The sequence below is a fragment of the Rhizobium sp. RAF56 genome (assembly GCF_052113965.1).
In the GTDB taxonomy this organism is placed as follows: domain Bacteria; phylum Pseudomonadota; class Alphaproteobacteria; order Rhizobiales; family Rhizobiaceae; genus Rhizobium.
In genome coordinates this window covers 1-15,261 of the sequence record NZ_JBFRDU010000021.1, presented here as the reverse complement: position 1 = coordinate 15,261, position 15,261 = coordinate 1, and the positions used below count along the sequence as shown (strand labels likewise).

10 protein-coding genes and 1 pseudogene are annotated in these 15,261 nt (G+C 64.6%); 7 read left to right on the top strand and 4 right to left on the bottom strand.

The window, feature by feature from the left end; translation table 11 throughout:
* Positions 1-30 precede the first annotated feature (30 nt).
* Complete coding sequence (locus AB4048_RS18040) at positions 31-678, bottom strand: hypothetical protein (RefSeq protein ID WP_442203363.1); 648 nt, start codon at positions 676-678, stop codon at positions 31-33.
* Between the two features lie 372 nt (positions 679-1,050).
* Here AB4048_RS18040 and AB4048_RS18035 point away from each other — a divergent pair, with 372 nt between their 5' ends.
* Entirely contained in the window at positions 1,051-1,182 is a 132-nt protein-coding gene (locus AB4048_RS18035; RefSeq protein WP_442203362.1) for a hypothetical protein, read from the top strand.
* A 165-nt stretch (positions 1,183-1,347) separates the two neighbouring features.
* Here the strand turns inward: AB4048_RS18035 and AB4048_RS18030 are convergent, their stop codons facing one another.
* Together AB4048_RS18030 and AB4048_RS18025 are read right to left on the bottom strand one after the other, a co-directional pair.
* On the bottom strand, positions 1,348-2,562 hold the full coding sequence (locus AB4048_RS18030; protein ID WP_442203450.1) for a DNA-packaging protein: 1,215 nt from the start codon (positions 2,560-2,562) through the stop codon (positions 1,348-1,350).
* A gap of 190 nt (positions 2,563-2,752) precedes the next feature.
* Positions 2,753-3,424, bottom strand: coding sequence for a hypothetical protein (locus AB4048_RS18025; protein ID WP_442203361.1), 672 nt, complete (start codon positions 3,422-3,424; stop codon positions 2,753-2,755).
* 322 nt (positions 3,425-3,746) lie between these two features.
* Here AB4048_RS18025 and AB4048_RS18020 point away from each other — a divergent pair, with 322 nt between their 5' ends.
* From AB4048_RS18020 to AB4048_RS18010, 3 genes and pseudogenes are all read left to right on the top strand, one after another.
* Positions 3,747-4,244: a c-type cytochrome gene (locus AB4048_RS18020; RefSeq protein ID WP_442203360.1), complete on the top strand. Its 498-nt coding sequence runs from the start codon at positions 3,747-3,749 to the stop codon at positions 4,242-4,244.
* A 29-nt stretch (positions 4,245-4,273) separates the two neighbouring features.
* Positions 4,274-4,762 (top strand): annotated as a pseudogene (locus AB4048_RS18015) (hypothetical protein); the annotation flags it as partial.
* A 68-nt stretch (positions 4,763-4,830) separates the two neighbouring features.
* Positions 4,831-5,157, top strand: a complete 327-nt coding sequence (locus AB4048_RS18010) for an MmcQ/YjbR family DNA-binding protein (protein ID WP_442203359.1) — start codon at positions 4,831-4,833, stop codon at positions 5,155-5,157.
* A 12-nt stretch (positions 5,158-5,169) separates the two neighbouring features.
* Here AB4048_RS18010 and AB4048_RS18005 read toward each other — a convergent pair whose 3' ends face one another.
* On the bottom strand, positions 5,170-5,691 hold the full coding sequence (locus AB4048_RS18005) for a YcgN family cysteine cluster protein (RefSeq protein ID WP_442203449.1): 522 nt from the start codon (positions 5,689-5,691) through the stop codon (positions 5,170-5,172).
* A gap of 213 nt (positions 5,692-5,904) precedes the next feature.
* Between AB4048_RS18005 and AB4048_RS18000 the strand changes: the two genes are divergently transcribed.
* From AB4048_RS18000 to AB4048_RS17990, 3 genes are all read left to right on the top strand, one after another.
* Positions 5,905-8,070 (top strand): transglycosylase domain-containing protein, encoded by a 2,166-nt coding sequence (locus tag AB4048_RS18000; protein ID WP_442203358.1) that lies wholly within the window; start codon positions 5,905-5,907, stop codon positions 8,068-8,070.
* A 589-nt stretch (positions 8,071-8,659) separates the two neighbouring features.
* Entirely contained in the window at positions 8,660-9,424 is a 765-nt protein-coding gene (locus AB4048_RS17995; protein ID WP_442203357.1) for a hypothetical protein, read from the top strand.
* 10 nt (positions 9,425-9,434) lie between these two features.
* The coding region (locus tag AB4048_RS17990; RefSeq protein WP_442203356.1) for a hypothetical protein at positions 9,435-15,261 on the top strand (5,827 nt) is incomplete at its 3' end.

Genomic DNA, 15,261 nt, shown 5'->3' with positions numbered 1-15,261 from the left:
GACTGCCGCGTCAAGCCGGGAAATCGCCCGTCAGGTCGTATAGCTGATCGCCGCGTAATAGGCCTTGGCGTCGGCTGCGGTCGGGGCGCCGTTTTGGCCGGGATTGACGATCCGGCGGGCGCCTACCCAGTCCGCGGTGGTCGGGCTGAAGTAGTTCGACAGGCTCCTGCCGGTGAAGGTGCCGTTGATCATGCCGTCGAATAGGATTTGGACCGCCTTGGCCGGCTCGAGCGCCTTGTCGGGCGTGGTGACGATGCCGTATCTCGCATAGTTGTTCCTGCCGGTGATCTGCGCCAGTCCCCGCCCCCGGTAGTGCCAGCCGTCGCCGCTCGTTTCGTTGCCGTTTCCAATCTTGTTGGCATAGGCGCGGTTGGCGATCCGCTCAGGCTGATGCGCGTAGTCTGCGGCCTGCGCAACGTTGAAGCGCCCAGGGAAGACTTGCCGTAGCCGTTGCGCGCTGTAGTTCAGGTTTTCCGAAACCGGCTGCATCGCCGGGCCCGCCTCGCGATGCGCCGTTGCCAGGATATAGGCGAGCCACCGGTCGTCGGACGCGGCATGATGTGTCTCCCACTCGTCGAGAATTGCCTCGTGCCCGTCGACAGCCGGTTGGCTGACGCCGTTCGGATAAAGCCGGTCATGCAGATGGTCGAAGAAGAAGTCGCGGTTGATCCTTGTCATGACACCCTCCGTTGCGCTTTGATCCGCTCCTCAAGGAAGGCACAGCAGGGCCCATGCGCGCGGCGCTTCGGCCTCGCACATTCGTTATCCCATCCCGTATCTCGGGATCCCGCCATCACGCTTCAGGGAGCGAAGGCAGTTAATCATACTTTACTTTAACTTGCATTACTGTATTTATACAACCAACATCAACCTGCCGCTGCCATTTTTGCGGCTGGCGGCAGAGGCGCCGGCTAGAGGCACCGGCGGTTCCCCACAATTTAATCGATTAAAGAATATTTTAATCGTTTAAAATATTTAAGCCACTGATTTACAAATCTTTTACGTTGTGGAAGATGATGGCAGTCATCGCATTGAAGGGAGGAGCCGCAATTGCAGACGACAACCGCCACCCAGTCCACTATCCCCCAGCATGTCCTGGACCGCATCGAAAGCGAATGGCGCCAGATGGGCGAACGCCGGGACGAGGCCCAGAAGCCCAGCCTGCCGACGCCGCGCCGCTAGACCCATTCCAGAAAAAGCGTGAAACGGTTTTTCGTCCGGAATTGCGTGAAAACAAACAGGTAGAAGCTGCCTTAAGGACCGGACCCGGATTCCGGTTCTTTCGGCGCGACTGAAACAATGGTGCCGGATAATCATCCTCCGGCATCCGGAGCGATAACTCAGCTCTCAGACGCCGCGTACCCGCGGCTCCGCCGCTGCGTCGATCACCAGCGCCGTCAGCGCCCAGACCAGTGCATCCAGCCGGTCCGGCGAGCGTCCCGCCGACAGCCCGTCGGGGCCGAAATCGCACATCTGATCTTCCAGCGCCGCAAACCGCCCGGCATGGGCGACCCGCCCCTGTTCGTAGAGTGCCGCCACCGGCTCGGCGCGCAGAAACTTGCCGCGCGTGGCGCGAACGGTCGAAACCGGCAGGTTCGCATCGATGCTTCTAAGCATCGCCGTCACCATGTCGCCGCCCTGGTTGATTTCGGCAACCACACGGTCGGCATCGAAGCGGCGGTAGGCCCGCACCACGGCGGTCGCCCAGGCGGCCGGACTTGCGCCCTCGACCGAGCAGTCGGCAAGCACGATCGCCCGCCCCGACGTTTCAAGCCCGGCGACGACGATGCCGCAGCAGGAGCTGGCACCGGAGGCGGCGGGAGGATCGACGGCGACCACGATGCGCCGGAGCGCGCCGGTAAACCGCACGGTCGCCGCCTCGATCGCCGCCCGCTGCCAGAGCGCGTCCTCGCGATCCGCAATCAGCTCGCCGTCGAGTTCCTGCCGTCCAAGCCGGCTGCCGCCATAGCGCAGCGCCAGCGCATCGAGGAAACCCGGCGCGAGGTTGCGAGCGTTGGCGGCCGTCGGCATGCGTGTCAGCCGCGTGCCGGCATCCGCCATCAGCCGTTTCAGGAGCGGCACCGGCCGGGGCGTGGTCGTTATCAGCTGGCGCGGCCAAACCCCGAGCCTGAGGCCGAACTGCAGCATGTCGAACGTATCCTCCGCATGCCGCCACTTGGCGAGCTCGTCGCACCAGGCGAAATGGAACTGCGGCCCGCGCAGGCTTTCGGGATCCTCCGACGAGTAGATCTGCGCCACCGCGCCGTTCGGCCAGACGAGCCGGCGCCGCGAAATCTCGAACTCCGGCCGAAAACGTCTGGCGATCCGGCATATCCCGGAAACGCCGTCGATCATCACTTCGCGGGCATCGCCCAGCGTCTCGGCGATGAGCGCGATGCGCAGATCCGAACGCTCACCGGCGTCGGCCGCGAGCGCCTGCACCCATTCGGCACCCGCCCGCGTCTTGCCCGAGCCGCGCCCTCCAAGGACCAGCCAGGTGCGCCAGTCGCCATTCGGCGGCTTCTGGTCGAGGCGGCCGCAAAACTGCCACTCCGCACCCATCCGCCCATAATCGGCGCCCTCGCCTGTGGCGGCAACGCTCTCGACAAACCCTTCGTCATCGATCGGCGGCGGCGTTTCCGATGGTGCGGCGGCGGCGGGCGGTTGTTCCAACGCGCCGGTCCCCGTCGACACGGCCCGCGAAAGGATCGACGCCACTGGGTCGTCATTCATGATCTGCTGGTAGGCTCCCTCATGGTCCCGGTCGATCGCCTGCAGCGCCATCCGGTGGAGGGCCGCAAGCCGGCTGCGCTCGGCCAGGAGTTGCCGGTGCGCCTTCTTCTCGATCCGGCGCGCCGTCCGGCCCAGCGCTTTGGCTGGCCGCACGTCCGGTGTCGGCGGGCGGATCGCCGTTTCGCTTCCACTCTTCATGGAGAGCACGGCCGATTTCTTCGGCGCGGGCCTCGATCTGGCGCATGAAGTGTTCCTTGGCTTTTTCGTAGGCGGGGGTTTGCGCATGACGCTCGGCCTCGAGTTCGCGGTCGCGGGTGAGCTGTCGCTGCAGGCTATCGACCTTCTCCAGCGTCCGCACGATCAGGGACATCGCGTCGGTCGCGGCCTTCACGTCGGCACGGGCAAGCTTTGCCGCCGCCTCGTCGCCGTCGATGGCGCCAAGCGCCTCGGCAGCGCCGCGGAGCTTGCGGAAATAGTCGAACTGGTCGCGCATCTCGCGCGTCATGTCGTTGAGCAGAAGCCTGAGATCCTCGCGCGGCTGTTCCGCCGATTTCGTCTCGATCACCGCCCGCGTCGCCTGGCGCCGGACCCGCTCGGCGTCCCACGCCTCCGCCCCGCTCTCCGGCTGGTGATCGCCCACAGGCGGCCAGATCCCGAACAATGTCGGGTCGAACGAGGTAAGATCGGTCATGACGTGATCCCGCGTGCCGGCGACGCCTGCGCCTCAGCGCCGGGCGGGGTCAAACCACCGCCGCGCCAAGGCCCGCCAAAGCCGCTTCAAATGAGAGAGTTCATCGAATGGCGAACCGCCCCGCGGCCGCAACTTTCCGACTATGCCATAACCCTATCAAACCACCGTAACGCCGTCAAGGATTATTTTCCTATTTCATGCTATTTCTTTCGGATTAATACATTCATTCCGGGCACTGCAAGGCGCAATCCTTACGTATGATTGTGGGAGTTTTGGGCGCGGACTATAGTCTGCGCGCTCCGATCATATCCGGGAGATCGCCATGGACCCCTTGAAATTCGGGCTTGCGGCAGCCGTTGCCGCGTGCGCCCTATTTGCCGCCGGTGCGGCGTATTCGGCCGAAAGCACGGTTGCGCGCGGCAAGTATCTGGTGCAGTTCGGCGGCTGCAACGACTGTCATACGCCCGGCTATTTCCTCGGCAAGCCTGACATGTCGCGCTTTCTCGGCGGCTCCGACGTCGGCTTCCGCATTCCGCCCGGCAGCTTCGTCGGTCCCAACCTGACGCCGGACAAGGAGACCGGGCTCGGCGCGTGGACGACGGAAGAGATGGTGACCGCCCTCACCAAGGGAACGCGGCCCGACGGCCGGATGCTCGCCGACATCATGCCGTGGCGGGCGTTCGCGCAACTGACGCCGGCCGACGCCAAGTCGATCGCGATCTACCTGAAGTCGCTGCCGCCGGTAAAACACAAGGTTTCCGGACCGCTCGGGCCAAAGGATAAGCCCGATTTTCCAGTCCTGACGGTGGTGATGCCATGACATTGGCGACCCGCGTTGCCCTGCTGATCACTGCGGTCGCCATTGCCGCGCCGGCCGCCGCGCAGCAGCCGACACAGGCGCAAAGAGACGCGATCAAATCCGCTTGCCGGAGCGATTTCATGGCGCAGTGCTCCGGCGTGCAGCCGGGCGGACAGGCGGCCCTTTCCTGCCTGCAACAGCATAGCGCCTCGCTCTCGCAGCCCTGCCAGCAGGCTGTCGGCGCACTCTCACCTGCGGGTTCAGCCAAGGCGCCGTCTGGCAGCGCCGGAACCAAGACCCCAGCCACGGCGACGGCACCGGCTACGCCTGCCACACCGGCCGCGCCGGCTGCGACTGGGGCGATGCCGACCTTCACGCCGCGCCAGGAACTCTCCATTCTGCGCGAGACCTGCGGCCCTAGCTTCCAGGCCTTTTGCAGCGGCGTACCGCTCGGCGGCGGCAGGGGAATTGCCTGCCTGCGCCAGAACATGGCAAGGCTCTCGCCCGACTGCAAAAAGGTACTGAGCTCGGGACTTTAAGCAATGGGATTATTTTCTTATCGTTCCCGCAAATACCCCTCGCCGGCCTGCTGTGCTATGCTTGCGCGATGACGGAGGACGACCTCATCGCCTTTGCGCTCAGCCTGCCCGAGGCGACCGAAGGCATGCATTTCGGGACGCGGGATTTTCGCGTGCGCACGAAAATCTTCCTGACGCTTCCGAACGAAGGCTATTGCGTGGTGAAGCTGACGCAGGACCAGCAGGCAATGGCGCTCGAACTTTCGCCCGACGTCATCTTGCCCGTTCCGGGCGGCTGGGGCGAGCGCGGCTGGACAAGGCTGCTTCACGCCGTCGCCGACGATCTGAGGGTGCGCTCGCTGATTGAGCAGGGCTGGAAGAACGCGGCACCCAAATCCCTGATATCGAAGCTGTAATAGTCGTCGCCCTCAGGGCTTGACCGCCGGCCATTCGGCCGGCTCGCTCTCTGGCTGTTCGTCTTCGTCTTCGTCGTACTCTCCCCCGACCGTCAGCGGCCAGTCGACGACGTAGTCCTCGAAATCCTCGACCTCGACGTCGTTTTCGCTGATCGTGCGGCCGCGCGCGGAAATGCCGGCCTGGTGCACGGTTTCGGGGTCGCCGGAGACCAGCGGGTGCCACCAATAGAGGTCGCGCCCTTCATTGACGAGGCGGTAGGCGCAGGTCGGCGGCAGCCATGCGATCTCGGAGACGTTCTCCTTGGTGAGCTGGACGCAGTCCGGCACGAAGTCCCAGCGGTTCGGGTAGCTGGTGCAGCGACAGCTCTCGCCATCCATCAGCTTGCAGCGGATCGAGGTGAAGTAGACGTCGCCGCTGTCCCACTCCTCGATTTTGTTGAGACAGCACAGACCGCAGCCGTCGCACAGGCTCTCCCACTCGGCGGTGCTCATTTCGCCAAGCGTCTTGCGCTTCCAGAAGGGCTTGTCGTCCATCATCGTTTCCTTGCCACACTGGCTCGAAATGCTGAACCATGAGCGGCGCATTTCTCTTGTTCTTTTCCGAAAATCAACCAATTATTCAACTCGGCGCCGCTAACTGGAAGCGGCAGCAATGGCGTTGCGCGTCCTCTTCAGCCGCATCGCGGCGCGGCGACCGAGATGCTGCCCATTGGCGGCATACACGATAATTCGGGCGGGAATCGTAACGTGCAGGATGATCCATCCACCCCAGACCAGCCCACACCCAAGAAGCGCCATCTGCTTCTGCGCATCGACTCGTGGATCGATTCCAGCGTCTGGAACGCCGGCTTCCGGGCAGGAGAGATCTGGGAAGACGTCACCATCTTCTTCCGCCGTTTCCGCGTGCGCGGCTGGAAGCGCATGGTCTTCGAGCTCGCCGGCGAGGCGATGACGCTCGGAACCGCCGGCTTCGTGCTCGTGCTGGCGCTCGCCCAGCCCGCCTTCGAGGCGACCAAGGGCGACTGGCGCAATCGCGGCAATTTCGCCGTCACCTTCACCGACCGCTATGGCAACGTCATCGGCCACCGCGGCATCATCCATGAAAATTCCGTGCCCGTCGACGAGCTGCCCGACTACTTCGTCAAGGCGGTGCTGGCGACGGAGGACCGGCGTTTCTTCGACCATTTCGGCATCGACGTCGTCGGCCTGTTTCGGGCGCTCACCGTCAACGCGCAGGCCGGCGGCGTCGTCCAGGGCGGCTCGACGCTGACCCAGCAGCTGGCGAAGAACATCTTCCTCTCCAACGAGCGTTCGATCGAGCGCAAGATGAAGGAAGCCTACCTCGCTCTGTGGCTCGAAGCCAATCTGTCGAAGAAAGAGATCCTGTCGCTCTATCTCGACCGCACCTATATGGGCGGCGGCACCTTTGGCGCGGCGGCGGCCGCACAGTTCTATTTCGGCAAGAGCATCACCGACGTCAACCTGGCGGAAGCGGCCATGCTCGCCGGCCTCTTCAAGGCGCCGACGAAATATGCCCCGCACGCAAACCTGCCGGCAGCGCGCGCCCGCGCCAACGACGTCCTCACCAACCTCGTCCAGAGCGGACTGATGACCGAGGGCCAGGTGGTGGCCGCCCGGCGCAATCCCGCCACCGTGATCGACCGCGCCCAGGTGGACTCGCCCGATTTCTTCCTCGACTGGGCCTTCGACGAGGTGCAGCGGCTTTCCCCGCGTTTCCCGGAGCGTTCGCTGATCGTGCGCACCACGATCGACATGGGCCTGCAGAAGGCGGCCGAGGACGGGGTGGAAACCAGCCTTCGCGACTACGGCGAAAGCTACCGCGCCAAGCAGGGCGCCTCTGTCATGATCGAAAACGGCGGCGCCGTGCGTGCCATGGTCGGCGGCCGCGACTACGGCGAGAGCCAGTTCAACCGCGCCACCAGGGCGCTGCGCCAGCCGGGCTCATCCTTCAAGATCTATACCTATTCGGTGGCGATGGAGCACGGCATGACGCCGCAGTCGACCATCGTCGACGCGCCGATCTACTGGGGCAACTGGGCCCCGCACAACTACGAGAACCACTATGCCGGCAAGATCACCCTTCTGACGGCGATCACCCGCTCGATCAACACCGTGCCTGTGAGGCTCGCCAAGGAGAAGCTGGGCATCGAGCCGATCCGCGCCATGGCCAAAGCGATGGGCGTCGAAACGCCGATCCGCAAGGACAAGACGATCCCGATCGGCACCTCGGAAGTGACGGTGCTCGACCAGGCGACGGCCTACGCCGTCTTCCCCGCCGACGGCATGCAATCTCGCCGCCACGGCATCACCCAGATCATCGGCTATGACGGCAAGATCATCTACGATTTCGACCGCGACGAGCCGCCGGCGACCCGCGTGCTTTCCGAACAGGCGACGGCCTACATGAACCAGATGCTGACGCAGGTTCCCGTCATCGGCACCGCCCGCAAGGCCGCCCTCGACAAGGGCATCGTCATCGGCGGCAAGACCGGCACGACGCAGGCCTATCGCGACGCATGGTTCATCGGCTTTTCCGGCAACTACACCTGCGCCGTCTGGTTCGGCAACGACGACTATACCTCGACCAACAACATGACGGGCGGCTCGCTTCCGGCCATGACCTTCAAGAAGATCATGGACTATGCCCATCAGGGTATCGTCCTGAAGCCCATCCCCGGCATTGCCGACCCCTTCCCCGCGCCGAAGCCGGAAAGCGCCAAAACCCAGACCGTGGCCGCCAAGAAGCCCGAACCCGGCGCCGAGCCGGCGCCGCCGCCGCTGGTGCGCCCGCGCACGCTGTCGGCGACGTCGACGACGATCCTTCGCGGTATCGGGGAAGAGCTGAAGGACGCCCCGCCGCTCAACGTTCAGAAGGTCGCGACCGCGGAATAAGCGGACGCTCTTGCGATGATGCGGCCGCTGAAGTTGGAGAAGAACGCGCCATAGCGGGTAGCAACGCGGCGCAACTGCTTGAAGCTTTTCGAACAGGCTTGAGGACAACCATCTCGATCCGAGGGCAACAGCACCGCTTGACGGCCTGATATTCGCCGCGGCGCTCGGGCAACTCAAGCCATCGCCCACCCGACAGGGCCATCCGGATCAACGCCTCGACAAAACGGCGATTGCTGAACCGCGAACCACGCCGTCCCTTACGTCCCAGTAACAAAATGGTCGATCCGCGACAACTTGTCCACTACCGACCCTGTTAATATCCATGACCGATCTCTGGAATCTATTCCAAAATCTGATCTATTCAAAGTTCAAAACCCGAATCACCATCTATTCATCGCGATATAATCATAAGTAAATGCTTATTTAGCAAATTCATATCCCTATAACGTTCCGTAACATCCTATTGCATTCGGCTGACACTCGTAGTTATATTGTTCATATATTATCTTAGCAGCGTAGCCTGTCTTGTTGTCTTCAAAATGCAGCACTGTTTGAAATAAGTTTCACTTATTTAAATGAGGTGATTGCTATGACCAATGAAGATCTGCGCATTTCAACCGCCGACGAAGATACAACCCAAGATTTTTTTTCCACATTTCAAGTAGAGGCCGACGCGCATGCTTCGGATGCGCCTCGCACGGAAGTAGCGCAGGCCGCCGACATTCAGCCGGCTGCCGGCGAACGTGAAGCGGCGGTGCACGTCACCAACATCGTTCCCTACGAAAGCAGCGTCGCGCATCTGGCCGCCACCCCCTCGACCGTCAACATTCGCGTCGAGGGTTCGAGCCTGGTTCTCGTCGAGGCGGACGGAACGAAAATCGTCTTCGTCAACGGCGGTCCGCATATGCCGCCGAGCCTCCTGATCGGCGACGCTGCCCTTACGCAGCAGGCCGTCATCGCCGCGTTCGAAGAGAAGCACCTCAACGTGGTCGAGGGTCCGGACGGCACCTATTCGGTCTCGCTCTGGAGCTCCGGCGGCAATTTCCACGACGATCTGGACTTTTCAGGTTCGCTCGACAGCTCGCTGCTGCCGCCGACGGAATTTACGACCGAGCTACTGGCCGATACGCCCCTTTCCGAGGCCGAGGCGGACGCACCGCGCCTGTTTGTCGGGATCGATCGCGGCCACGGCCACGGCGACGGCAGCCCACTCGGCGACATATTTATCGGCGGCGCCGGCGACGACACCTATGTGGTCGACAGCACCAACGACATCGTCGACGAAACCGCGCCCGGCTCCGGCGGCATCGACACGGTACTGTCGTCGATCGACTACACCGCCTGCCGGCATTGAGAACGTCGAATTGACCGGCACCGCGCCGATCAACGCGACCGGCAACGATGCCGACAACGTGCTGACCGGCAATAGCGGCGACAACACGCTTGCCGGCAGCGACGGCAACGACCTGCTCTACGGCAAAGCCGGCGACGACAACATCGTCGGGGGTGCCGGCAACGACCTTCTGGACGGCGGCACGGGCAACGATATGCTTGCCGGCGGCGCCGGCAACGACACCTATGTGGTCGACGACGCCGATGACACCATCGACGAGACCGCTCCCGGTTCCGACGGCACCGACACCGTGCAGTCGTCGGCCGACGGCTACACCCTGCCTGCTGGCGTCGAGAACATCACGCTGACCGGCACGGCGCCGCTCGATGCGACCGGCAACGATGCCGACAACGTCATGACCGGCAACAGCGGCGACAACACGCTTGCCGGCGGTGCCGGTAACGACATCATCGATGGCAGTGCCGGCAAGGATCAGCTCTACGGCGAAGCTGGCGACGACAACATCATCGGGGGTGCCGGCAACGATCTCCTCGACGGCGGCACGGGCAACGACACGATGGCCGGCGGTGCCGGCAACGACACTTATGTGGTCGACAACAGCGGTGACACCATCGACGAAACCGCTCCCGGTTCCGACGGCACCGACACGGTGCAGTCGTCGATCACCTACACCACGCCTGAGGGCGTCGAAAACGTCGTGCTGACCGGCACCGCGCCGATCGATGCGACCGGCAACGATGCCGACAACGCCCTCACTGGCAACAGCGGCGACAACACGCTCTCGGGCGGTACCGGCCAAGACACGCTCAACGGCGTCGATGGTGACGACGCTCTCGACGGCGGTACCGGCAACGATCTCCTGGACGGCGGCACGGGCAACGACACGATGGCCGGCGGCGCCGGTAACGACACCTATGTGGTCGACAGCGCCGATGACATCGTCGACGAAACGGCGCCCGGTTCCGACGGCACCGACACGGTGCAGTCGTCGATCACATACACCGCCCCTACAGGCGTCGAGAACATCGTATTGACCGGCAACGCGCCGATCGATGCGACCGGCAACGATGCCGACAACGCGCTCACCGGCAACAGCGGCGACAACACCCTCAATGGCGGAGATGGCAACGACACCATCAACGGTGTCGATGGTGACGACACGCTCTTCGGCGGCAGCGGCGACGACACCATCTCCGGCGGCGCCGGCAACGACGCCCTCGACGGCGGTACCGGCAACGATCTCCTGGACGGCGGCACGGGCAACGACACGATGGCCGGTGGCGCCGGCAACGACATCTATGTGATCGACAGCGCAGGCGACATCGTCGACGAAACCGCGCCCGGTTCCGACGGCATCGACACTGTGCAGTCGTCGATCACCTACACCGCGGCTGAGGGCGTCGAGAACGTCGTGCTGACCGGCACGGCAAACACCAATGCCACCGGCAACGATGCCGACAACGCGCTCACCGGCAACAGCGGCGACAACACGCTCGACGGCGGCGACGGCCAAGACACGCTCAACGGCGGTGCCGGTGACGACGCCCTCAATGGCGGGGCTGGCAACGACACCATCGTCGGCGGTGACGGCAACGATACCGCGTTCTACAGCGGCACAGATCCCGGAGACATCACGGCCGTCCGCAATGCGGATGGTTCGGTGACGGTCACCACGGCCGATGGCGGCGCCGACACCCTCACGGGCGTCGAGAACATCGAGATCATTCACCCGGACGGCATCACGGGCGAGATCGTCTCTCTCGCCGTCCTGGCACCGCCGATCGTTGGTTCGATCGAAGGCACGGCCGGCGACGACACGCTCCCCGGCACCGACGGCAACGACGTCATCAACGCCGGTACCGGCAACGATCTCCTCGACGGCGGTACGGGCAACGACACGATGGCCGGTGGTGCCGGCAACGACACCTATGTGGTCGACAGCCCCAGTGACATCGTCAACGAAACGGCGCCCGGATCCGACGGCATCGACACGGTGCAGTCGTCGATCCCTTACACCGCGCCTGACGGCGTCGAGAACGTCGAATTGACCGGCACGGCGCCGATCGACGCAACCGGCAACGATTCCGGCAACGCGCTCACCGGCAACAGCGGCGACAACACGCTTGCCGGCGGCGACGGCAACGACACGATCAACGGCAATGGCGGCAACGATCTCCTCGACGGCGGCACCGGCGACGACACGATGGCCGGTGGTGCCGGCAACGACAGCTATGTGGTCGACAGCCCCAGTGACATCGTCGATGAAACGGCGCCCGGATCCGACGGCACCGACACGGTGCAGTCGTCGAACACCTACACCGCGCCTGAGGGCGTCGAGAACGTCGTGCTGACCGGCGCAGCGCCGATCGATGCGACCGGCAACGATGCCGACAACGCGCTCACCGGCAATAGCAGCGACAACACGCTTGCCGGCGGCGGCGGTAACGACGACATCACGGGCGGCAACGGCAACGACCAGCTCTACGGCGAAGCCGGCGACGACACCATCAACGGCAATGACGGCGACGACACGCTCGACGGCGGCACCGGCGACGACACGATGGGCGGTGGTGCCGGCAACGACACCTATGTCGTAGACAGCCCCAATGACATCGTCACTGAAAACCCGGGCGAAGGCATCGACACGGTGCAGTCGTCGATCAACTACACCGCGCCTGACGGCGTCGAGAACGTCGCATTGACCGGCAACGCGCCGATCGAAGCGACCGGCAACGATGCCGGCAACGCGCTGACGGGCAACAGCGGTGACAACACGCTCTCGGGTGGTGCCGGCAACGACACGATCAACGGCAACGGCGGCGACGATCTCCTCGACGGCGGCACCGGCAACGACACGATGGCCGGTGGTGCCGGCAACGACACTTATGTGGTCGATAGCGGTGGCGACATCGTCGATGAAACCGCGCCCGGATCCGATGGCACCGACACGGTACAGTCGTCGATCAACTACAGCGCGCCTGACGGCGTCGAGAACGTCGAATTGACCGGCACGGCGCCGATCGAAGCGACCGGCAACGATGCGGACAACGCGCTGACCGGCAACAGCGGTGACAACACGCTTTCCGGCGGTCTCGGCGACGACACGCTTGCCGGCGGCGGCGGTAACGACGAAATCACGGGCGGCAACGGCAACGACACGCTCTACGGCGAAGCTGGCGACGATACGATCAACGGCAACGGCGGCAACGATCTCCTCGACGGCGGCACGGGCAACGACACGGTGGCCGGTGGTGCCGGCAACGACACCTATGTGGTCGACAGCGGTGGCGACATCGTCGACGAAACGGCGCCGGGTTCCGACGGCACCGACACGGTCCAGTCGTCGGTCACCTACACCGCGCCTGAGGGCGTCGAGAACGTCACCCTGACCGGCGCGGCGCCGATCGATGCGACCGGCAACGATGCGGACAACACGCTGACCGGCAACAGCGGCGACAACACGCTCTCGGGCGGAGCTGGGAACGATAGCATCGTCGGCGACGCCGGCGATGACACGCTTTTCGGCGGCGTCGGTGACGACACGCTCGATGGCGGGGCTGGCAACGACATCATCGCCGGCGGCGACGGCAACGATAGCGCGGTCTACAACGGCAACGGTCGCGAAGACATCACAGCCACCCGCAATCCGGACGGCTCGGTGACGGTCACTACAGTCGATGGCGGCACCGACACCCTGACTGATGTCGAGTACATCCAGATCAGCAAGCCGGACGACACCTTAGTGATCGTCGCTATCAGCGATCTGGCACCGGCTATTGTAAACGGTACGGCCGCCGACGACACGCTCCCGGGCACCGCCGACAGCGACGTCGTCAATGGCGGCGACGGCAACGACGCCATCAACGGCGGAGCGGGCAACGATCTCCTGGACGGCGGCACCGGCAACGACGTTCTCGAAGGTGGGGCCGGCAACGACACCATCGCCGGCGGCGCCGGCAACGATGTCGCGGTCTACAACGGCACCGGTCCCGACGCCATCACGGACACCCGCAACCTCGATAACTCGGTGACGATCACCACCCCGGATGGCGGCACCGACACGCTGACCGGCGTCGAGAGCATCAAGATCGTTCATCCGGACGGCACGGCCGATATCGTCCCTCTCGACGATCTGGTACCGGCCATTATAAACGGCGCGAACGGCAACGACACGATCAACGGCACGCCCGGTAACGACGTCGTCAACGCCGGCGGCGGCAACGACAGCATCATCGGCGGCGTCGGCAACGACCTCCTCGACGGTGGCACGGGCAACGACACGATGGCCGGCGGCGCGGGCAACGATACCTATCTGGTCGACAGCGCCGACGACATCGTCGACGAAACGGCCCCCGGTTCCGACGGCACCGACACGGTGCAGTCGTCGATCACCTACACCGCGCCTGAGGGCGTCGAGAACGTCGTCTTGACCGGCACGGCGCCGATCGATGCGACCGGCAACGATGCCGACAACGCGCTCACCGGTAACAGCGGCGACAATACGCTTGACGGCGGTCTCGGCAACGACACGCTCGACGGCGGCGCCGGTAACGACGTCCTTGCCGGCGGCGCCGGCGACGACGCGCTCAATAGCGGGGCTGGCAACGATACCATCGTCGGCGACGCCGGCAGCGACACGCTCTTCGGCGGCACCGGTGACGACACCCTCGACGGCGGAGCCGGCAACGATATCATCGCCGGCGGCGCCGGCAACGATACGCTCGACGGCGGCACCGGCGACGACACCCTCAATGGCGGGGCTGGCAACGACATCATCGCCGGCGGCGAGGGCAACGATACCGCCGTCTACAACGGCAACGGCCTCGAAGACATCACCGCCACCCGCAATGCGGATGGCTCGGTGACGGTCACCACGCCGGATGGCGGTACCGATATCCTGACTGGCGTCGAGAACATCCAGATCAACAAGCCGGACGACACCTTAGTGATCGTCCCCATAGATACGCTGGCCCCGCCTGCAATCAACGGCACGGCCAGTGACGACACGCTCCCGGGCACCGCCGGCAACGATGCCATCAACGGCCTTGGCGGCGACGACACCATCCACGGCGGCGACGGCAACGACGTCATCGACGGCGGCGTCGGCAACGACCAGCTCTACGGCGAGGCCGGCGACGACATCGTCATCGGCGGTACCGGCGACGATCTCATCGACGGCGGCACGGGCAACGACGCGCTGGCCGGCGGCCAGGGCAACGACACCTATGTGGTCGACAGCGCCGGTGACATCGTCGACGAAACGGCGCCCGGTTCCGACGGCATCGACACGGTGCAGTCGTCGATCGACTACGCGGCACCTACCGGCGTCGAGAACCTGACGCTCACGGGCACAGGGAACATCAATGGCACGGGCAACGGTGCCGATAACGCGCTCACCGGCAACAGCGGCGACAACACGCTGGACGGCGGTCTCGGCAACGACACGCTCTCTGGCGGTGCCGGCAACGACACGCTTGCCGGAGGTGCCGGCAACGACACGCTCGACGGCGGCACGGGCAACGACCAGCTGGCCGGCGGCCAGGGCAACGACACCTATGTGGTCGACAGCACCGGTGACATCGTCACCGAAAACCCGGGCGAAGGCACCGACACGATACAGTCGTCGGTGAACTACACCGCACCTACCGGCGTCGAGAACCTGACGCTGACGGGCACGGGCAACATCAACTGCACCGGCAGCACCGACGACAATACGCTGACCGGCAACAGCGGCGCCAACATCCTCGACGGCGGCGCGGGCAACGACGTCATCAACGGCGGGGGCGGCAACGACCAGCTTCTGGGCGGCGACGGCAACGACGCGCTCTCCGGCGGCA